Source organism: Novosphingobium sp. CF614, from assembly GCF_900113255.1.
Taxonomy (GTDB): domain Bacteria; phylum Pseudomonadota; class Alphaproteobacteria; order Sphingomonadales; family Sphingomonadaceae; genus Novosphingobium.
This window is the reverse complement of the sequence record NZ_FOOR01000007.1, coordinates 66219-81937: the sequence shown is the minus strand read 5'-3', so window position 1 is coordinate 81937 and position 15719 is coordinate 66219. Positions and strand designations below refer to the sequence as shown.

30 protein-coding genes and 1 tRNA gene are annotated in these 15719 nt (G+C 65.2%); 4 read left to right on the top strand and 27 right to left on the bottom strand.

Features of this window, described 5'->3' with window-relative positions:
* Positions 1 to 133 precede the first annotated feature (133 nt).
* Positions 134 to 604, bottom strand: coding sequence for an Hsp20 family protein (locus BM052_RS10125; RefSeq protein WP_091146275.1), 471 nt, complete (start codon positions 602 to 604; stop codon positions 134 to 136).
* A gap of 195 nt (positions 605 to 799) precedes the next feature.
* Here BM052_RS10125 and grxC point away from each other — a divergent pair, with 195 nt between their 5' ends.
* The 4 genes from grxC to BM052_RS10105 all read left to right on the top strand — a co-directional run bounded on the left by grxC (position 800) and on the right by BM052_RS10105 (position 2564).
* The gene (grxC, locus tag BM052_RS10120; protein WP_091146273.1) at positions 800 to 1063 is read left to right on the top strand and encodes a glutaredoxin 3; all 264 of its coding nucleotides are present in this window, start codon (positions 800 to 802) and stop codon (positions 1061 to 1063) included.
* Between the two features lie 5 nt (positions 1064 to 1068).
* A complete protein-coding gene (locus BM052_RS10115) occupies positions 1069 to 1884 on the top strand; it encodes a carbon-nitrogen hydrolase family protein (RefSeq protein ID WP_091146271.1) in 816 nt (271 codons plus the stop codon).
* 8 nt (positions 1885 to 1892) lie between these two features.
* Positions 1893 to 2411: a DUF1178 family protein gene (locus BM052_RS10110; protein ID WP_091146270.1), complete on the top strand. Its 519-nt coding sequence runs from the start codon at positions 1893 to 1895 to the stop codon at positions 2409 to 2411.
* A 76-nt stretch (positions 2412 to 2487) separates the two neighbouring features.
* A tRNA-Arg gene (locus BM052_RS10105) sits at positions 2488 to 2564 on the top strand.
* A 90-nt stretch (positions 2565 to 2654) separates the two neighbouring features.
* Here BM052_RS10105 and BM052_RS10100 read toward each other — a convergent pair.
* From BM052_RS10100 to BM052_RS09990, 26 genes are all read right to left on the bottom strand, one after another.
* Entirely contained in the window at positions 2655 to 3662 is a 1008-nt protein-coding gene (locus BM052_RS10100) for a tyrosine-type recombinase/integrase (protein WP_255406066.1), read from the bottom strand.
* A complete protein-coding gene (locus tag BM052_RS19465) occupies positions 3637 to 3840 on the bottom strand; it encodes a hypothetical protein (RefSeq protein ID WP_143084807.1) in 204 nt (67 codons plus the stop codon). The genes BM052_RS10100 and BM052_RS19465 overlap by 26 nt, the downstream gene beginning before the upstream one ends.
* Entirely contained in the window at positions 3837 to 4688 is an 852-nt protein-coding gene (locus BM052_RS10095) for a DNA adenine methylase (RefSeq protein ID WP_091146266.1), read from the bottom strand. Before BM052_RS10095 ends, BM052_RS19465 begins: the two co-directional genes overlap by 4 nt.
* A complete protein-coding gene (locus BM052_RS10090; RefSeq protein ID WP_091146265.1) occupies positions 4685 to 5416 on the bottom strand; it encodes a DNA methyltransferase in 732 nt (243 codons plus the stop codon). The genes BM052_RS10095 and BM052_RS10090 overlap by 4 nt, the downstream gene beginning before the upstream one ends.
* On the bottom strand, positions 5413 to 5610 hold the full coding sequence (locus BM052_RS10085; RefSeq protein ID WP_091146263.1) for a hypothetical protein: 198 nt from the start codon (positions 5608 to 5610) through the stop codon (positions 5413 to 5415). The genes BM052_RS10090 and BM052_RS10085 overlap by 4 nt, the downstream gene beginning before the upstream one ends.
* A gap of 10 nt (positions 5611 to 5620) precedes the next feature.
* Positions 5621 to 6421: a hypothetical protein gene (locus tag BM052_RS19905; protein ID WP_177198420.1), complete on the bottom strand. Its 801-nt coding sequence runs from the start codon at positions 6419 to 6421 to the stop codon at positions 5621 to 5623.
* 77 nt (positions 6422 to 6498) lie between these two features.
* Positions 6499 to 6789 carry a DNA cytosine methyltransferase gene (locus BM052_RS10075; protein ID WP_091146262.1) on the bottom strand — a complete coding sequence of 97 codons (291 nt, stop codon included), beginning with the start codon at positions 6787 to 6789 and terminating at the stop codon, positions 6499 to 6501.
* Positions 6786 to 6995 carry a hypothetical protein gene (locus BM052_RS10070; RefSeq protein WP_091146260.1) on the bottom strand — a complete coding sequence of 70 codons (210 nt, stop codon included), beginning with the start codon at positions 6993 to 6995 and terminating at the stop codon, positions 6786 to 6788. Before BM052_RS10070 ends, BM052_RS10075 begins: the two co-directional genes overlap by 4 nt.
* Positions 6992 to 7600 (bottom strand): DUF1643 domain-containing protein, encoded by a 609-nt coding sequence (locus BM052_RS10065; protein WP_091146258.1) that lies wholly within the window; start codon positions 7598 to 7600, stop codon positions 6992 to 6994. Before BM052_RS10065 ends, BM052_RS10070 begins: the two co-directional genes overlap by 4 nt.
* Positions 7593 to 7766: a hypothetical protein gene (locus BM052_RS19900; RefSeq protein ID WP_177198419.1), complete on the bottom strand. Its 174-nt coding sequence runs from the start codon at positions 7764 to 7766 to the stop codon at positions 7593 to 7595. Before BM052_RS19900 ends, BM052_RS10065 begins: the two co-directional genes overlap by 8 nt.
* On the bottom strand, positions 7759 to 7962 hold the full coding sequence (locus tag BM052_RS10060; RefSeq protein ID WP_091146257.1) for a hypothetical protein: 204 nt from the start codon (positions 7960 to 7962) through the stop codon (positions 7759 to 7761). Before BM052_RS10060 ends, BM052_RS19900 begins: the two co-directional genes overlap by 8 nt.
* Positions 7962 to 8318 (bottom strand): hypothetical protein, encoded by a 357-nt coding sequence (locus tag BM052_RS10055; protein ID WP_091146255.1) that lies wholly within the window; start codon positions 8316 to 8318, stop codon positions 7962 to 7964. Before BM052_RS10055 ends, BM052_RS10060 begins: the two co-directional genes overlap by 1 nt.
* Positions 8315 to 8815, bottom strand: a complete 501-nt coding sequence (locus BM052_RS10050) for an ASCH domain-containing protein (protein WP_091146254.1) — start codon at positions 8813 to 8815, stop codon at positions 8315 to 8317. The genes BM052_RS10055 and BM052_RS10050 overlap by 4 nt, the downstream gene beginning before the upstream one ends.
* A complete protein-coding gene (locus BM052_RS10045) occupies positions 8812 to 9099 on the bottom strand; it encodes a hypothetical protein (RefSeq protein WP_143084806.1) in 288 nt (95 codons plus the stop codon). The genes BM052_RS10050 and BM052_RS10045 overlap by 4 nt, the downstream gene beginning before the upstream one ends.
* 71 nt (positions 9100 to 9170) lie before the next feature.
* Entirely contained in the window at positions 9171 to 9485 is a 315-nt protein-coding gene (locus tag BM052_RS10040) for a hypothetical protein (protein ID WP_143084805.1), read from the bottom strand.
* Positions 9482 to 9733, bottom strand: coding sequence for a hypothetical protein (locus BM052_RS10035; protein ID WP_143084804.1), 252 nt, complete (start codon positions 9731 to 9733; stop codon positions 9482 to 9484). Before BM052_RS10035 ends, BM052_RS10040 begins: the two co-directional genes overlap by 4 nt.
* Positions 9734 to 9756: 23 nt before the next feature.
* A complete protein-coding gene (locus tag BM052_RS19460; RefSeq protein WP_143084803.1) occupies positions 9757 to 10098 on the bottom strand; it encodes a hypothetical protein in 342 nt (113 codons plus the stop codon).
* 3 nt (positions 10099 to 10101) lie between these two features.
* Positions 10102 to 10281 carry a hypothetical protein gene (locus tag BM052_RS10030; protein WP_091146247.1) on the bottom strand — a complete coding sequence of 60 codons (180 nt, stop codon included), beginning with the start codon at positions 10279 to 10281 and terminating at the stop codon, positions 10102 to 10104.
* Positions 10278 to 10556, bottom strand: coding sequence for a hypothetical protein (locus BM052_RS10025; RefSeq protein ID WP_091146245.1), 279 nt, complete (start codon positions 10554 to 10556; stop codon positions 10278 to 10280). The genes BM052_RS10030 and BM052_RS10025 overlap by 4 nt, the downstream gene beginning before the upstream one ends.
* Before the next feature lie 271 nt (positions 10557 to 10827).
* On the bottom strand, positions 10828 to 11013 hold the full coding sequence (locus BM052_RS10020) for a hypothetical protein (RefSeq protein ID WP_091146243.1): 186 nt from the start codon (positions 11011 to 11013) through the stop codon (positions 10828 to 10830).
* Entirely contained in the window at positions 11013 to 11579 is a 567-nt protein-coding gene (locus tag BM052_RS10015) for a hypothetical protein (RefSeq protein WP_091146240.1), read from the bottom strand. The genes BM052_RS10020 and BM052_RS10015 overlap by 1 nt, the downstream gene beginning before the upstream one ends.
* Positions 11576 to 14209: a toprim domain-containing protein gene (locus tag BM052_RS10010; protein WP_091146237.1), complete on the bottom strand. Its 2634-nt coding sequence runs from the start codon at positions 14207 to 14209 to the stop codon at positions 11576 to 11578. The genes BM052_RS10015 and BM052_RS10010 overlap by 4 nt, the downstream gene beginning before the upstream one ends.
* Complete coding sequence (locus BM052_RS10005) at positions 14206 to 14445, bottom strand: hypothetical protein (RefSeq protein ID WP_091146235.1); 240 nt, start codon at positions 14443 to 14445, stop codon at positions 14206 to 14208. Before BM052_RS10005 ends, BM052_RS10010 begins: the two co-directional genes overlap by 4 nt.
* A gap of 68 nt (positions 14446 to 14513) precedes the next feature.
* Positions 14514 to 14885 carry an ogr/Delta-like zinc finger family protein gene (locus BM052_RS10000; protein ID WP_091146232.1) on the bottom strand — a complete coding sequence of 124 codons (372 nt, stop codon included), beginning with the start codon at positions 14883 to 14885 and terminating at the stop codon, positions 14514 to 14516.
* Complete coding sequence (locus BM052_RS09995; protein ID WP_091146230.1) at positions 14882 to 15337, bottom strand: hypothetical protein; 456 nt, start codon at positions 15335 to 15337, stop codon at positions 14882 to 14884. The genes BM052_RS10000 and BM052_RS09995 overlap by 4 nt, the downstream gene beginning before the upstream one ends.
* The gene (locus tag BM052_RS09990) at positions 15334 to 15672 is read right to left on the bottom strand and encodes a transcriptional regulator (RefSeq protein ID WP_091146228.1); all 339 of its coding nucleotides are present in this window, start codon (positions 15670 to 15672) and stop codon (positions 15334 to 15336) included. The genes BM052_RS09995 and BM052_RS09990 overlap by 4 nt, the downstream gene beginning before the upstream one ends.
* Positions 15673 to 15719: the final 47 nt, after the last annotated feature.

The following is a 15719-nucleotide window of genomic DNA, read 5'->3' as shown; positions in this document are numbered from 1 at the left end:
AACATTTAGGCATTTTTGCCGAAATCTATCAAGTGATGGTGTACGGCGCGGTAATATCCGCGCACCGAAGGCGGCCCGGCTGTCCAGACCGCCTTCTTCCAGGTGTTTGATGAAGTTTGGCTTTTTGCAGTGATCAGGCGGCGGCGGTGTTTTCGTCGGGACCGTTTTCCACTACTGTCAGCTTGTTGCCGCCGACCGCGATCTTCTTCGGCTTCATGGCCTCGGGCACTTCGCGCACAAGGTCGATCACAAGCAGGCCGTCGGCAAGGTCGGCGCCGTCGACGCGCACGTAGTCGGCCAGTTCGAAGCGCCGCTCGAAGCCGCGCTGCGCAATGCCGACGTGGAGGTACTCGCCCTCGGGGGTATCGTCGGGCTTGCTGCCCTTGACGATCAGCAGGTTGGCCTGCGCGGTGATGTCGATATCACCGGGCTTGAATCCGGCTACCGCAAGCGTGATGCGATAGGCATCCTGGCCACGGCGTTCAATGTTGAACGGAGGGTACTTGTCGCCAGCGCTGGCACGGCCCTGATTCTCGATCATGTCGAACAGGCGGTCAAAGCCGACCATGGTGCGGCGATAGGGTGAAAAATCGATACGGTTCATGACAAAAATCCTCCAATGAGCAATCTTCGTGGTGTCAAGGCCCGGAAATCCGGCGCCTTGTCGATGAGCCATCCCCATGGCGGGCCATGACTCGCTACTCTAGATATGATAGCGGCCTCTCGTTTCAAGGGCCGCATTGCACCGGCGTGAATTGCCAGGCCGAATTGCCAGGGCGAATTGAAGGAGAAGTATCGAATGAACCAGCCCAAGGTCGAAATCTACACCAAGTGGGGTTGCCCTTATTGCGTTGCCGCCAAGGCGCTGCTCGATCGCAAGGGGGTTCCCTATGAGGAGTATGACGTGACCATGGGCGGCCCCAAGCGCGCCGAGATGGAAGAACGGGTGCCCGGCGCCCGCACGCTTCCGCAAGTGCTTGTCGACGATACGCCTTATGGGGGATTCGACGATATCAACGCGCTTGACCGGCAGGGCAGACTCGACGCGGTTCTCGGGCTTTGACACGAATGGGGCTGGCCGCGCTCCTGCAGATGACCACCGGCGTCGATCCCGCGGCCAACGCCGCGACGCTTGTCGCCGCCATCGTCGATGCGCGAAGCAAGGGCGCGGCGATGCTGTTCACGCCCGAGATGTCCGGCCTGCTCGACCGCAAGCGGGAACGCGCGAAAGCGGCGATCCGTACCGAGGCGCAGGACGTGGTGCTGGCGGCCGTGCGCGAAGCGGCGGCGCGCGAGGGGATCTGGGTTCACCTCGGCTCGCTGGCGATCGAGCGCGCGGACGGCAAGTGGGCCAACCGCGCTTTCGTGATCGACGACAAGGGGGAGATCCGCGCCCGCTATGACAAGCTGCATATGTTCGACGTTGACCTTGCAACGGGTGAGACATGGCGCGAATCCAGCGCCTATGCCGCTGGCGATGCGGTGGTGACGGTGGAAACGCCGCTCGGCCGCCTCGGTCTGGCGATCTGCTACGATATCCGGTTTCCGGCCCTGTTCGAGGCGCTTGGACGGGCGAAATGCGATGTCATCGCGATTCCCGCCGCCTTCACCGTACCGACCGGGAAGGCGCATTGGCACCTGATGCAGCGCGCCCGGGCGGTTGAGGCGAGTGCCTATGTCCTGTGCGCGGCGCAAGTCGGACGACATGAAGACGGACGCGAAACTTACGGCCATTCGCTGGCGATCGATCCCTGGGGCGAGGTTCTGCTGGACATGGGGGGAGAGGCGCCGGGCCTCGGCCTGGCCGAGATCGATCCGGCGCGCATCGCCGACGTGCGTGGCCAGTTGCCGAGCCTTGCCAACCGCCGCGAGATTGCCACATAGGCGCTCGCATGATTGTCTACGATCTGGAGTGCCGCAACGGACCCCATCGCTTCGAGGGCTGGTTCAAGTCCTCGGAAGATTTCGCGCGCCAGCAGGAAATGGGGCTTGTCGCCTGTCCGCACTGCGGCTCGATGGCGGTGGACAAGGCGGTGCAGGCGCCCCGTCTCGCGCGCAAGGGCAACCAGTTGCCGCAAGAGGTTGCCCCGCGCCGCGCCGCGCCGGTCCCGCCCGCCCCGGTCCCTATGACCGGCCGTCCGGCCACGGCCCCCGTCGCCAACGCGCCGCTGCCGCCCCAGGCGGTCGAACTCATGCACAGGCTTGCGCGGATGCAGGCCGAAGCGCTGAAAGTCTCGCGCTACGTGGGCGAAAACTTCGCCGAGGATGCCCGGGCCATGCATTACGGCGAACGTGAAACCGAAACGATCCACGGCCAGGCAACCCTTGCCGAGGCGGAGGAACTGATGGAGGAAGGGATCGCCGTCATGCCATTGCCATTCCCGGTCACACCACCCGATCAGGCGAACTGACGAAAGACGGATTGCCTTGGCACATCAGCCAGACAGATTGCCAAGGCCCCGTACGCAAGCTAGGACGCGCCTGCGTGCGCCCGTAGCTCAGCAGGATAGAGCATCAGATTCCTAATCTGGGGGCCACAGGTTCGAATCCTGTCGGGCGCACCAATAAGGCTTTGGGATATAGGTGTTTTCCGGAGCGGTCGGGCTGCTGATTTTGGGGTCGCCGTTGGATGGTTTACAAAGTGGTGTAAACTTTCACGCCGAAAGGCGGTCTGCCAGGGTGACTATTACGCGGGCTTCGTCGACGTAGCGGGCGCGGATTTGGCCGATTCGCTTGGCGGTCCACCCGACAATGCGGGCTATTTCTTCGTCGGTCAGGCCCTTGACCGCGAGCATGGTCACGAAAGTTCCGCGCAAGTCGTGGATCCGGCGGTCGAATCCCTTGGGCTTGTGGCGTTGCCACACGGTCTTCAGGCCGTTTTCAGTCCATGCGCGCTTGCGGCTGTTGAGCAGGACCGTGCCCGTCGTGATTGATCGCGCGTCGAGCCATTGGCGGAGTTCAGGATAGATGGGGATCACCGCGCGTCCGCCGCGCTTGCGGGTCTTTTCGACGATGATCGCCTTTTCGCCCACCTGCGACCAATCGAGGCGGACCAGGTCGCCCATGCGCAGGCCCGTGAGGCTGGCCAAGGTGAGGGCATCCATGATGTGGCCCGGGAATTGCTCGATCGCGCGCACGGCTTGCCAGTGGCGGTCTTCCCACACCAGATCGGCGAGATTGACGGCGTGGAGCTGGCGGATGCCGGCGGCGACGTTGATTTCCACGCGGCCGTTCTCGACCGCCCAGTTGAGAAGTATGGCGATCATCCCCGCGGCGGTGTCGGCGGTGCGGGGCTGGTGGGCCCACTGGTTGCGCCAGGCGATGATATCGCCGCGCATCCGCCTGTCCTCGAAGGCGGCGATCGGCGTGCTGCCGAATCGCTGGGATATGCGGGTGAGCCAAAGGCGATAGCCCTTTCGGGTACTCTCCCGCCGTCCGGTGAAATCCGGGCTTGCCTCGTAATCGGCGATCAGGGCATCCACGTCGTCTCCCGCCGGGCCGAAGCTTGACTGCAGAGCTTGCTGCTGCAGCGCCAGGATTTCCGGGGTGATGACGGGGCGCGCGCCGTCCTGCTGGTGGATGCAGGGGCCGCCGCGCCAGGCGTAGACATACCAGCGGCGGCCACCCTTGCGCAGCTTACTTACGACGTGCAGGCCGCTCACGATTCTGGTCCTGCGCCTTCCAGGCGTCATAAGCGTTTCCCGGTGACTGCGCCGGGGGATGGATAGTCACGCCGTCCGCGCGGATGTCAACGGCGCCGATCGGCAGGCCATGGCTGCGGAACAGCTCGATCACGCGGCGCACTTCGCTGTCGGGAACCAGGCGGCGGCGGGTGGTCATGCCAGCTCGAGCAAGTCAGGCGATGGCCTGCGATCGGCGCATGCGGGATTTAGCCAGATACTTTCGGTTCGGGGCAGTGCGCCGTCAGCTCGAGCAGAGATATCAATGCGAGTCCACCCTGGCAGCGCGTTGTCGTAAATCCGGCTCGGATAGCCCGAGAGGACAACCATCCCCTTGAGGCCATTCAGGAAAGCCAGCAGATCGAGGTGCTCGTCATCGGTCAGCTCGTGGCGGTATACGCCGCCGTTATCCGCGCGGCGGTGGGTACGGGCGCGGGTTTCATGAAGGTAAGGCGGGTCCACGTAGTGCAGCGTCTCCGGCCCATCGTGGCTGGTCATGACCTGGAGCGCCGGGCGGCTTTCGATGATGACACCGCGAAGCCGGGAAACGGCGAGATGGAGGCTGTCGGGCAGGTTCGTCCAATCGACGGCCGGCGTGGATCCGGCACGATTAGAGTTGGCGCGGAAGCCGGTGCGGTATTGGCCGGACGCTCCGTCGCTGCCGTGGCCCATGAAAGACCGGACGATCAGGCGGCGCGCGCGCTCGATCGCGCATGTAGATGGTTCATAGGCAGCGATGAATTCTTCGCGCGCGAACGGCGTGAGCCGCAAGGCCGCAACCAGATTGCCCGCATGGACCGGATCGCGCAGCACACGGAAGAGATTGACCAGTTCTCCGTCAAGATCGTTCCACACCTCGGCGGAAGCCCGCGGCTTTCGGAAGCCGACCGACCATGCGCCGCCGTAGGGCTCGATATAGACGCGGTGAGGCGGAAAGTGGGATATGATCCAAGGCGCCAGCAGCCACTTGCCGCCGTGCCAGCGGAGGATCGGGCGGGGCTTGGTCACCCCTGCTGCTCCCGATAGGCGGCCGCGATGCGCTCCACGGCGGTGGCGAAGTGGGTGGGGTTGTGTTCGATGCCGGTGAAGGTCTTGCCCTGGCGGATCGCGGCGATGCCGGTGCTGCCGGTGCCCATGAAGGGGTCTATCACGGTGCGGCCGGCGACGTTGCGCAGGATCTTGGCCATGACCGGGAGCGGCTTTACCGTGGCGTGGCGGAAGACCTTGAACGGCATGGTGCCGGCGGTGATCCAGCGGTGCATGTCATGGTGATCGCCGACCGGGTGATGGCCGGGGTTCCAGGCGTGGATGTAGAATTCCAAATCCGGCAGGTAGTGCTTGTTGCGCACCGGCTGCGGGTTCGGCTTGATCCACGGCAGGACGCAGAAGCGTTGGTAGCGCGGGCGCAGGTAGGCGAGCAGATCGGGCAGCTGATCGTTGTGGCAGAAGACCACAACCGAACCGTGGCGCAGAGGGTTGATGATGGCATGATCGAAGCCCTGGTCGAGCGCCTCGGCCACGATCTGGTCGCTGCCCATGCGCGCTTTGCGATAGGCGCCGCCGCCGCTGTTGTTGAAGCGATACGGCGGGTCCATGACTTCCGCATCGAAATGGCCGAGCTTGGGGCGCAAGTGGTAGGCGTCGGCCTGATAGAGCGTGTGGGGGCCGATCCGGACCACGCCGATATCGCCGCCGGGGGCGCCGGTGTCATAGCCGATGAAGAGGGGTTGGGTCATGGCAGCACCATCCAGACCGCCACCTGGAATCCATGCCGGGGATGGTCGACCCAGAACGCGTCGTGGGCAGGTTCATAGAAAATGCGGTTGTGTTGCATCAGGTATTCGGAGATCGCCGCCGCGAAAGGCGATGTCGGGGGGAGGCGCTGGACCTTGTCGATCGCCTTGGCGGTGAAGGATGTGTTTTCGGTCATGCCAGCCTCTTCATTTCGGGCCAGACGGCGCGGAGGAATTCCGTCGCGACATGGAGATTGATCGCATCGCCGTATCCACGCAGCGCGCCAGTTCGGCCGGGATACCCTGCAGCCAGGCAGAATGTGCCGGGTTCAACGGGCCGGAGTTTCGGTCCGTCAGGGTCTCTACACAGCAGCCAGTCAGCACCGGCCCAGAAGCCGTTTGTCGGACCGCGCAGCGGATCGCGAAGGGGCCGGTCGGCAGTTCCTGCAATGCCGCCTTCGCCATTCCCGAGTTCGAGAGGCGCGGCGTGTCCGGGTTGCCGTTGTCGTACTGGTAATCGCCCCGGTTCGCATCCGTCGCGGTCGGGGCCTGCCAGCCCGCCAGCATCGCGCAATTCGGGAGTTCCTTCAACTTGCTGGGCTCCGCCCCCGCGCTGCCCCGGTTGTCCGCCGCCAGCGGAGTCGGCCATGTGGCGAGGCGCACTTGTTCGTTGACCGGGGCTGCCTTGGTCCCGCGATCCTGCGGGCCGTCCAGCGGGGCTCCCTTGTGGTCGCGAGCTTGCGGGGTTGACCAACCCGCAAGCGTCACAGTTGGCGCAGCGGAAGGACATTCCGCCGGGGAAATAGGGTCCGTGTCTTCCCGATCCGCCGCAAGCATGGCAAGGGCGGCCATCGTCGGCAGGCTGAGGGCCCCCGTGTTCTCCCGATCCGTCACCGCGAAGTCCGGGCCCTGGGTGGCGTTGCTCGCCAGCGGCGTCGTCCAGCCCTGCAATCGGGTTCCCCGCGCCGTCGCCGTCAGCGTGTCCGCCTTCCCGCGGGAATGACGCATGCCGCAGCTCTCCGCATCCTCCGCCCTCGCGGTCGGCCAACCGGCCAGCGGCGCCATCTGGGTGAGCGAGGAGCCCGTCATCCCATCGGTAATCGAGCGCCCGCCTCGCTGAAAGGCTGGCATGGGCAGGAACCCGACCACAGGCCGAAATGGTCAGGGATACCGGCGGCGCGGGCGGCGATGCTCCACAGGCCGATCCCGGCGAAGAAGTGGCACTGAGCAAATCCAGAAAGTTCTGCTGGAACGACATCGCGGATATCCCTTTCGTCAACCTCCCCCGGTGCGATCCAGCCTTCGCGCATGAGATGGCGCAGGACGTGGGCCTTTTCGGGGTCATGTTCGTTGTAGTAGGCGGGCGAGGCGGTCACCGGTGCGGCACCGCGTCGCGATCGACGCCACCGGGGAGGCGGGCCATGTAGTGGGTGACTTCGCCCTGGACGGGGCAGCCGTTGGAATAGGCCCAGTGGGTTCCGGTCCAGGCGGCGCAGTGGCGGGTCCCGTCGCCGGCCTGGACAAGGCGGTAGGCGCCGTCCTTCGCGCGCGCGTCGACGGGGATCATGGCGAGGCGGGTCATTTTCCGCGGCCCCGATAGGTGACGAGTGGTGCGTCACTGGACTGATAGAGTGGGTGGACGGGAAAACCGCGATTGGTAATGCCCAGCGCCATGACTGGCGCATCGTTGTAGTTGTTACAGTCAATCCACCCCAACATGGTTTCGTCTTGATCGAGATGGCCGCCGTAAACGCCCCATGCGCAGACGATCAGGCCGGCGTGATCCAGGGCCCGGCAGACGTGGCGTTGGTTCTGGTATCCGACCGGATCGCGCTCCGGGCTGACCATGAGCAGGTTTTTGGGGCTGGTCGCCCGCCAGGCGAAAAGGTTGACAACCTCGAGCCGGTCGAAGCCTTCGCGCCGCGCGAAGCCAACGCAGCGTCTGATTGTCGGGTCATCCTGCTCGCCATCGGCAGTTGATGGGTTGAGCATGACGAAGACGCACGACAGCGGCTCACCGAGTTGCTCGCCGGCACCGTCTAGGCATGGGCTGCCATCATCCTCGGTCCACATATTCCACCGGGCCGGCGCAGGGTGATTCCTCCACTCTCGCCAGAGGCGATAGCGATAATTGCCGCAGGCGCTGATGATGGCGCCTTTTTCCAGATAAGTTTGATGATCAGCCATGGCGGTCGCCTCCCATCGCGAGAGCGAACGCCTGGCGGACGATCTCGGCCACCCAGCGCTGGCCGTCCTCGTTTAGCTCGTCCCATTCGCACGCGGCATAGACCGAGAGGACCGGATCGCTTTCGGCGATCTGGCGGGCTAGTCGGAAGGCGGCGGCATCATCCATTCTCGGGCTCCTCGGCAAACAGTGTGCGCTGGCCGCGCTGGAGATCGGCGTGGGCGCGGATTTTGGCGGTGGCCTGGTGGTAGGTTCCGGCTTTCAGCAGGCCGTGGACGAAGAGCGTCTCGGCGCAGAGGCGGAGGCGTTCCTCGTAAGTTTGGCCGGTCCAGTCGGTGGCGAGTTCGTGGAGGGGGACGGTCATCAGAAGGTTATCCCGTCGTCTGGTTCGTCTTCCTCAATCAGGAAGGAGGGCAGTTCCTCGTTGGAGGGGAGCGCGGCCGGGGGGACGGCGGCGAGGATGCTGGCGGGGATCTGGTATTTCTCTTTCGGCCGGCGCGCCCATGCGGTTTCGGGCGGGACCGGAGTGAACTGGTAGATGTTGCCGCCGCCCAGCAGGATGGGGCCGAGCATCGCGTCCGCGAAGAACGGCTCCACCTGCAACAGCCTGGTGCCGAACCGCTCGACCTCGGCGATGCGGCCGACGAGAGTGCGGTGGCCGAGAACCTCGACGATGGCGTAGTCGCCCTCCGGCAGGGCGGTGGGATCGATGATGGTCATAACGGTGCTCCGATGAATTCGGCGGGTTCGGGCCAGGTCCAGAAGCCCTGCATGCCGCGCGTGGGGATGGGTTCGGGCCAGGGATCGATTTCGAGCATCGGCCAGCCCCAGTTGGCGTGCTGGTCGCGGTCGGAATCGTTGGCGCGGGGGACGCCGAAATCCTCGGCGATGCGGGTGCCCAGGCGGGGTTCGCCGATCACGGCGGTGCCGATGCCGGCGGCCATGGGGAGGCGATCCTGCAAAAGCCGATTGAGAACCGGGATTGCCCTTTCCGCGATCAGACAGGTTTCAGCGGCCTGGGTCGGGAATTTCTCGCGCAGCGAGAGCAGGGCGAACAGGTCGCCGGCCTCGATCATGTCAACCTTGCGCGCCGCGGCGTGGATGACGATGCGCTGGCCGATCATCGATGCCGGCGCGCGCCATTTCCGGAACTCGTAGGGCTTGGCGCCGGCGATCACGAGCGAGGCCCAGGGTTGGAATATGGTGAGGGCTTTCATGCCCAGCCCTCCAAGCTATCTGCATCGTCCAGGACCGCGTCGATCATATTTTCATCGACGACGGTACTGACGATCAGGCGGGCGAGATGATTGACGCTGATGCAGCGCTTCGCGGCATGCGGACCGAGTGCGTCGAGGACATCGATCGGCATGACTACCGTTCGGCCGAGCTGTTCTGAAGGTCTGGTCGGGCGAATCGCGCGCACCCTTCCGCTACCCAGTTCAAGCGCACTGACGGTGCTGATAGGAATACCGATGCGCGCGGCGATCTGGCTGGTGCTCACACCCTCAGCCCGAAGCGCATGGATCGCCTGGGTCCGGCTCGGATAGCCGAGGCATGGCTTTGGCGCGCCCATCAGCCTGCCCACCCGTCGATGAAGCGCGCGGCGGCGGCCGTGAGTTGGCCGAGCTCGTCGCGATATTCGCGCAAGTAGCCGTCATCGGCGAGTTCATCGATTGCGATGCGGCCGGCGAGAAGGACCGTCTCGGCCAGCTTTTCCACGATGTCGACGTCGCCGAACGCGGAGTAAGCGTGGGGACCCTCGCGATGGTAGCGGAGCAGCTCCGTCACGGCCTCGCTGGCCTGGTGGGCGGCGATCAGCGCGGAGTTGCGGCGATCGGCTTCGGGTGTCTCGACTTCGCTCGACACGAACGGGGGTGGGGTGGTCATGCCGCACCGCCCTCCGCGTAGCGGCCCTCGGCGCGTGCGATGAATTCCTTCATCATCGTGAGCATGTCGGCCCTGCTGCCGTTCGAGATGTAGTTGACGCGCCCGTTATCAATTTTGCCGAATTCGGCCACGAGCATGCAGAAGCCGAACTTCTTTGGCTGTTTTCCGTCGTTCAATACATCGTCGATGGCGTTGGCCATCATGTTCATATTGGCCCGGTGGCGAGGGTCGATTGGTCCGTGAGACATTTGCGGGGCTCCTTGGTTGAAAATCAGTCGTGTTCGCTCAGCAGGCGCTGGTGGGCGGCGTAGGCTTGCTGGGGGGTGGTGGTTCGCGCCCGGGTGTCTCGACTGTCGATCGAAGATCGGCAGTTCATCCTGAGCCTGCCGAAGGGCTCGACACGAACTGAGGGGGAGGACGGAATCCGGGCGAGGAATTCGGCGGCGCGGTTGCGTTCTTGGCGCCATTGGGCCTTGCGGCCGGACTGGTGTGCCTCCTTGATTCCGGTGCGGATGTCTCCCGGGAGGGCGGACCAGCAGCGGTCGCAGAGGCGCTGCCAGCGGCGGCGGGTGCGGGTGCAGCCGGGCACGTCGCAGGGGTAGTGTCGGGCCATGGCTTAGCTTCCCACCCGGAGGAGGTCGGCCGCCGCCTTTTCGGCGCGGCGCTGGGCCATGTTCCAACGGATGTGGGAGATCGTGTCCTTCCGCCAGGGATTGGCGGGGGGCGGGCCGCCGTGGAAGCGGGCGGCGATCACGGCGTCCCGGGCGGCGCGCTCGACCTGCTGGAAGCGGGTCATGGCAGCATCGCCCAGAGCATCGCGCCGGCCGCCATGATCGCCGGGGCAGCCAGGAACAGGGCGAGCAGATCGCGCTTGTCCCGGTCCGGTGTTTCGCGCCAGAGGGCGGACCATGCTTCGACGAGCGATGGGGCGCCGGTTCCTGGCCGGGCGGCTTCGATCGCCTGGGCTTCCGCATCCCATTGCTCCTGCAATTCGCGCAGGTGCTCGGCCGGGGCCACGTCGTCCGAATGGAACCAGGAGGGGTCCGAGTGGAACCAGGACGGGGCGGTCATCGCCGCGATCCCTGGGGCCGCGCGCCGCCGGGAAGATCGACCGCGCATTCGGGACAATAGGCGTAGTAATCGCCGCGAATCTCCTCGATCGCCCAGCCATCGGGCAGGACCGGCATGGGGCGGTGCTCGATCGCTTCACAGGCGGTGCATGTGAAAGTGCAGGGGACGCTTCGCGGATGCCCAGCGTCACCGGGCCAGGTGCGGGCTCGCTGGCGGGATCGGGATTTTGCCTTTGACGTGTGCATCATGGTTCTCCTGATCGCGGTGGACATCAGAGCAGGGCGGTGAGCTGGTGGGCGACGGTAACGGCCAGCCAGAGCACCAGGGCCCAGGCGCCGCCGATCGCGAAGGCGAGGAGCGAGGCCTTGAGGGTCGGGGCGATCTGGCCGGCGCCGGGGTGGCGGTGCTGGCACTGGGGGCAGCGGCAATAGGCCGGGTGGATGTGGCTTCCGGTCATCAGGCGGGACTCCTCTTTTCGGCGGAATCTTTCAGTTCAGGTCCTTCGGCAGGCTCGGGTCCTTCGACAGGCTCAGGACGAGCGGGACGGGACTGGTGGTGGCGGGCGTAAGCGTGGATGGCGGGGGCGGCGGTGCCGTCTCCCAGGTGCCAGGCGAGGGCCATCAGCAGGTGCCGCTGATAGAGCAGCGCGTCGTCGCGACGGCGGGCCAGATCGGCCTCGAGGCGGACCAGGGCGGTTTCCACCGCGGCGATGCGATCGGCGAGCGTGTGGTGGCCGGGCGCCGCGCCCTGGCCGGTGACGATCCAGTGCCATTCGTCGGCCAGCAGGCGCCAGGCCAGGAGATCGCGCCGCGCCTCATCGCGATCGATGGCGCCGCGCTCTATCAGCGCGGGATAGGCTTGTTCGCGGCGGGACACGGCGGAGCGGCATTGGGCCAGCAGCTCCTCATGCTCGTGGCGCAGCGGCGGCAGGTTCTCGGTGCCGTCCGGGCGCCAGTCCGGGCTGTGCCAGATCATCACCGGGCGCCAGGGATCGTCGCGGTAGGGGAAGGTTTCGCGGGTCATACCGGCAGCCTCGCCGGCATTTCGAAGATCCAGCAGGACACGATCTGGCCGGCCGGATTGTTGACGTTCTTGGTGGCCAGCCACTTGCGCGATTTCGAATTGCGCAGGACCTTCTTGAGCTTGTCCATGTCGGGCGGGGTGAGGCCGGCGCCCCGGCACCGGGCCTCGTACTCGACCAGGCGGACGGCGATCAGGGCCGGGTCGCGGTGCTGGTTGAGCGACTTGCCGTCGAAGTGATCGTCGGGCTTTTCGCGGTCGATCAAGTAATCGACCTGTTCCCAGAAGCGCGAGACCAGCGGATGATCGCCGCCGCATGAATTCTGGCGATCCATTGCCATGGCATCGACCAGCTGGAGCGTTTCGGCTGTCCATTCCGGACGCATATTCGGGAAAATACGGGGCAGCGCCTCGACCGCGGCGGCGAGCTGCGCATGGTTGAGGATGCAGCGATCGTTGAACAGGCCGTCTACCCGCTTGCCCATCGCCGCGTTGTGTTTCTCGAACCGTTCGAAGAAGGCCGGCAGGTAGGCGGCTTCCTGGCGGACCACGTGGACGATGGTTCCGGAGAGCCGATCGATCGGCCAGCGCTTGAGCCGGGTGGCAGCCTCTGCCGCCGTTTCCGAAAAGCGCGATTTATCGATCGGCATCGACATCAGGCGCTCGAGCACCGCCTCGTGCGCGTCGATCCGCTCGTTCTGCATGAGGTAGATCGTGCCGTTGAACGGCGGTTCGGAGACTTCGAAGCCGGTGCTCTTGCGGGCGGTGCCGCGCGGGTTGCGGCCGTTGTAGAGGGTCAGCAGGTCGTTATAGTCGAAGGACCGGTACGAGCGGTTCTTGTCATCGTCGCGCTTGCCTTCGATCAGGCCGACCGGAAGGTTAGACACGCGCATCATGATGCGGGGAAGGAACGCGGCCGAATTGTTGTTCGGATCGTTTCCTTCGTGGTTGTTGCGGCCCAGCAGCTTCCACAGGAAGACAACCAGGGTCGTCTTGCCCGATCCCGGCATGCCGGTGATTTCCAGGAAACCCAGCGATCCGTCGCGACCCCGGATTTGCACCGCGAACAGCGACATCATGAAGAATGCCAGAGCGACCAGGCCTTTGGGGCCATAGGCGGTCCAGAGATCGGGCAGCCAATCGAAGTCCAGCTTGTCCGGATCGTAGTGGATGGAGAGCATCCGCTCTTCGCTGTAGAGCTTGACCGCCTGCTTGCCGAAATCGAAGAACTTGTCGGCGTTGAGCTTTTTCAGTTCCCCGTCGCGGACGGCGATATCACCCAGCAGCCATGCCCGATGCGGTTCCGAATATCCGGTCGCCTTGACCGGCGTGACTTCCTTGAGCCCGCCCATCTGCGGCTTCTTGATCCGGTTGAGCTGTTCCTGCGTGCCCAGCCACATCCCGGTGAAGGCATGCAGGCGGTTGTCGAACTCGCCCGCCTTGGCGATGGCATTGGAAGAGAACCGCGCCTTGACCGTGGCGCGCGCCGGGAAATCGATTTGCAGGAAATAATTGGTGATGTCCTCCACCTCGTCCCGCTCGGTATAGAGGAAGCGGAAGGCGCAGTTGGCGAGCTCGTCGACGTTGAAGTTCGGCTGCACGTCTTCGTCGTATGTGACTTTGCACCACCACAGCCGGTTGCCGTGACGAAAGTCGAACGCGGGAAATTTCTTGCGCTGGTAGATCAATTCGGCTTTTTCGTGCCGCGTTTCGGCGATGGTGACGGCGCCGTTCCACAAGTATTCTTCCAGCTTTTCCGGGCCGAGCGGGGCCTTTTCCGCATCGCCCTTCCACGATTGGTGATCCAGCAGCAGGTCGTTCCAGTCCTTGCTGGTGCCCTCGCCATCGGGGCGGACCTGGGCGGCGGTGGCGGGCCAGCCTTCGTCGCGCGCCTGCCGGACGAAGCGTCTGGCCCATTTGGGGCCGGCCTCGCCCGGATCGAAGGCGAAGACCAGGCGGGGCCGGGTGGGGCGCTTGATGCGCTGCAGCTCGGCGCGCAGCAATTCCAGGAAATGTTCGGGCCAGTAATTGCAGGACATCGCCGAGACGGCGAGCAGGCGGGCGCCCTGGTGGAGCGCCTGGGCGTTGAAGATACCCTCCGCGATCCAGATATCCTCGGCGGCGCCGAAGTCCTCGATCGTCAATTTGGGCGGCATCCAGCAGTGGCCGCCGGGTTTGCCGCCGTACTGGAAATGGGCCTTCTTCGCGAACCGGCCCGGCTTGTCGATGATGCGTTCCCACCAGGTGTCGCCCACCTTGAAGCGGACGGTGGCGGACGTGTGGCCGGTCTTGCCGTCGCGGAACAATTCCTGGGTATAGGCGCCGCGCAGCAATTGCAGGTCCAGCCCGCGTTCGTGGCTGAGATATCCGTCGGCGGCGGCGTTGGGGTTCTGGTCGGTGGCGGGGAAGCGGCGGGACCAGTCCTCGAACAGGTTGGGCAGCAGCGCGCGGACGGTCCATTCGGACCCGCACTTGCCCTTGCCGCAGCGGACGATTTTCGGGTCCTTTGCGGCGCAGAAGACGGAAAGGTTCTTGCAGTCAGGGCACTTGCCTTCCTGCAACCACTCGCCCCCGGTCTTGCGGAAACCGAACTTGTCCTGGAGACCCTTGAGTATTTCGGCTTCGAGGTTCACCGGGTGCCCGCTCCGCCGACGATATGGAGCCGCGGTTTTTTCGCCGGGTGGCTGGTGATCGGATATGGTCCGAGATACGCGCGCGGCGCCCCGCGATCGGGATCGCTGCAATGGCCGCAGAGGCGGCGCCAGCCCGCGCCGTTGACGAAGGCGGTGAACAGGATGCGCCAGGGCAGGCCGCAGCAATCGCAGCGTTCGGGCAGATGGGTGACGATAGTTGGGCTTTTGTCAGGCAAAGCGTCCCCCTCGGCCGGATCGCGGCCGTTTTCAGTTCGGTTGTGGTTGGCGGTGGGATCGGCGGCGTTCAGCCGCCGAACATGCTCATCTGGTTTTCATCGTCCGGCCCGTCGCGGCAGGGCGGCAGGATGTGCGGCACCTGATCGCGCGGGCAGACTTTCAGCCCCAGGTCGGGCCGGTCGATCAGGCCGGGGTTGAACGAATGGACAAAGGCCAGTTCGGCCAGAAATGTATGGCCGCACCCGGTATTGGTGCAATGACAGATGAGGTGCTTGACCTGTTCCGATTTCCGCTGCGAATCGCGGATGAAGCAGGGCCCGTCGCACTTGGGGCAGATCACCAGCGCGCGGCTGAGGCTTTTGCCGTGGCCGGACTTGAGCTGGAACTGCAGCGGCGCCTCTATCAGGCGCGCGCCGTGGATCAGGCCTTCGCCGCTCATGACTGTTCCCCCTGCTCGGCGCGATCGAGGGTGGCCAGGCCATCGGTCAGGCTCTCGATCGCTTCGTGGACTTCCTCGCGCGCCTTGCGGATGGCGCGGGGATCGCGGCGGCCGCTGGCGCCGATCAGCGCGGCGACGGCTTCGCCGGTTTCCTTGGCCGCCTTGCCGGCGACGCGCGCCAGGTCGCGGTCAGGCCCGTCGCGCCCGGCGATATCGAGCCGCAGCGCGTGGAGCCGGTGGAACGGCGCATGATCGCCGCCGTGCTCCAGATAGGCGCGGTCTAGCCGCTCGGCGTCGATCAGGCGGATTTCGGTCTCGCAGTCGGGATCGGACCAATAGCGTACCGCCCGTTCCGAAACGCCGCAGATCGCGGCGCAGCGATCCCACCCGATCAGGTGCGCGATATCGGTGAGGGTGCGGTGGTAGGTCAGGGGTTCGCGGCGCTTGGTCATGCCGCCGCCCCCTTCGGTCCGGTCGATGTATTGAAAGCGACGGGCGCGGCGCGGCGGTCTATCCCGTTGGCGCGGACACCGGCGCAGCGATCGACGCCGGACCAGCGGGAGGACGCCTCGGGTTCGATTGGGTAGATATCGGGGCGAAGTAGATGACGAGAGACGCCGGTCAATTTTTCCGCGAGCAGCACGTGCTGCGGCGGCATCTGCCTCGACTGGTTGAGCCAGCGCCAGACAGTCGGCTGAGAGATGTCGAAAGCGTCCGCCATCGCCTGCTCGGTTTCAAAGCAGGACCTCACTTTGCGCAACGCCTCGTAACGCGTAATTGTGTTCATACGTGACCGTATAAACTCTTCCACATATTAATCAACGGAAAAGTTGG

Coding starts and splice junctions, on each gene's coding strand:
- BM052_RS10125 (WP_091146275.1), bottom strand. CDS start 604: ATGAACCGTATCGATTTTTCACCCTATCGCCGCACCATGGTCGGCTTT.
- grxC (WP_091146273.1), top strand. CDS start 800: ATGAACCAGCCCAAGGTCGAAATCTACACCAAGTGGGGTTGCCCTTAT.
- BM052_RS10115 (WP_091146271.1), top strand. CDS start 1,069: ATGGGGCTGGCCGCGCTCCTGCAGATGACCACCGGCGTCGATCCCGCG.
- BM052_RS10110 (WP_091146270.1), top strand. CDS start 1,893: ATGATTGTCTACGATCTGGAGTGCCGCAACGGACCCCATCGCTTCGAG.
- BM052_RS19465 (WP_143084807.1), bottom strand. CDS start 3,840: ATGACCACCCGCCGCCGCCTGGTTCCCGACAGCGAAGTGCGCCGCGTG.
- BM052_RS10090 (WP_091146265.1), bottom strand. CDS start 5,416: ATGACCCAACCCCTCTTCATCGGCTATGACACCGGCGCCCCCGGCGGC.
- BM052_RS10085 (WP_091146263.1), bottom strand. CDS start 5,610: ATGACCGAAAACACATCCTTCACCGCCAAGGCGATCGACAAGGTCCAG.
- BM052_RS19905 (WP_177198420.1), bottom strand. CDS start 6,421: ATGCGTCATTCCCGCGGGAAGGCGGACACGCTGACGGCGACGGCGCGG.
- BM052_RS10070 (WP_091146260.1), bottom strand. CDS start 6,995: ATGACCCGCCTCGCCATGATCCCCGTCGACGCGCGCGCGAAGGACGGC.
- BM052_RS10065 (WP_091146258.1), bottom strand. CDS start 7,600: ATGGCTGATCATCAAACTTATCTGGAAAAAGGCGCCATCATCAGCGCC.
- BM052_RS19900 (WP_177198419.1), bottom strand. CDS start 7,766: ATGGATGATGCCGCCGCCTTCCGACTAGCCCGCCAGATCGCCGAAAGC.
- BM052_RS10060 (WP_091146257.1), bottom strand. CDS start 7,962: ATGACCGTCCCCCTCCACGAACTCGCCACCGACTGGACCGGCCAAACT.
- BM052_RS10055 (WP_091146255.1), bottom strand. CDS start 8,318: ATGACCATCATCGATCCCACCGCCCTGCCGGAGGGCGACTACGCCATC.
- BM052_RS10050 (WP_091146254.1), bottom strand. CDS start 8,815: ATGAAAGCCCTCACCATATTCCAACCCTGGGCCTCGCTCGTGATCGCC.
- BM052_RS10040 (WP_143084805.1), bottom strand. CDS start 9,485: ATGACCACCCCACCCCCGTTCGTGTCGAGCGAAGTCGAGACACCCGAA.
- BM052_RS10035 (WP_143084804.1), bottom strand. CDS start 9,733: ATGTCTCACGGACCAATCGACCCTCGCCACCGGGCCAATATGAACATG.
- BM052_RS19460 (WP_143084803.1), bottom strand. CDS start 10,098: ATGGCCCGACACTACCCCTGCGACGTGCCCGGCTGCACCCGCACCCGC.
- BM052_RS10030 (WP_091146247.1), bottom strand. CDS start 10,281: ATGACCCGCTTCCAGCAGGTCGAGCGCGCCGCCCGGGACGCCGTGATC.
- BM052_RS10025 (WP_091146245.1), bottom strand. CDS start 10,556: ATGACCGCCCCGTCCTGGTTCCACTCGGACCCCTCCTGGTTCCATTCG.
- BM052_RS10020 (WP_091146243.1), bottom strand. CDS start 11,013: ATGACCGGAAGCCACATCCACCCGGCCTATTGCCGCTGCCCCCAGTGC.
- BM052_RS10015 (WP_091146240.1), bottom strand. CDS start 11,579: ATGACCCGCGAAACCTTCCCCTACCGCGACGATCCCTGGCGCCCGGTG.
- BM052_RS10000 (WP_091146232.1), bottom strand. CDS start 14,885: ATGAGCGGCGAAGGCCTGATCCACGGCGCGCGCCTGATAGAGGCGCCG.
- BM052_RS09995 (WP_091146230.1), bottom strand. CDS start 15,337: ATGACCAAGCGCCGCGAACCCCTGACCTACCACCGCACCCTCACCGAT.
- BM052_RS09990 (WP_091146228.1), bottom strand. CDS start 15,672: ATGAACACAATTACGCGTTACGAGGCGTTGCGCAAAGTGAGGTCCTGC.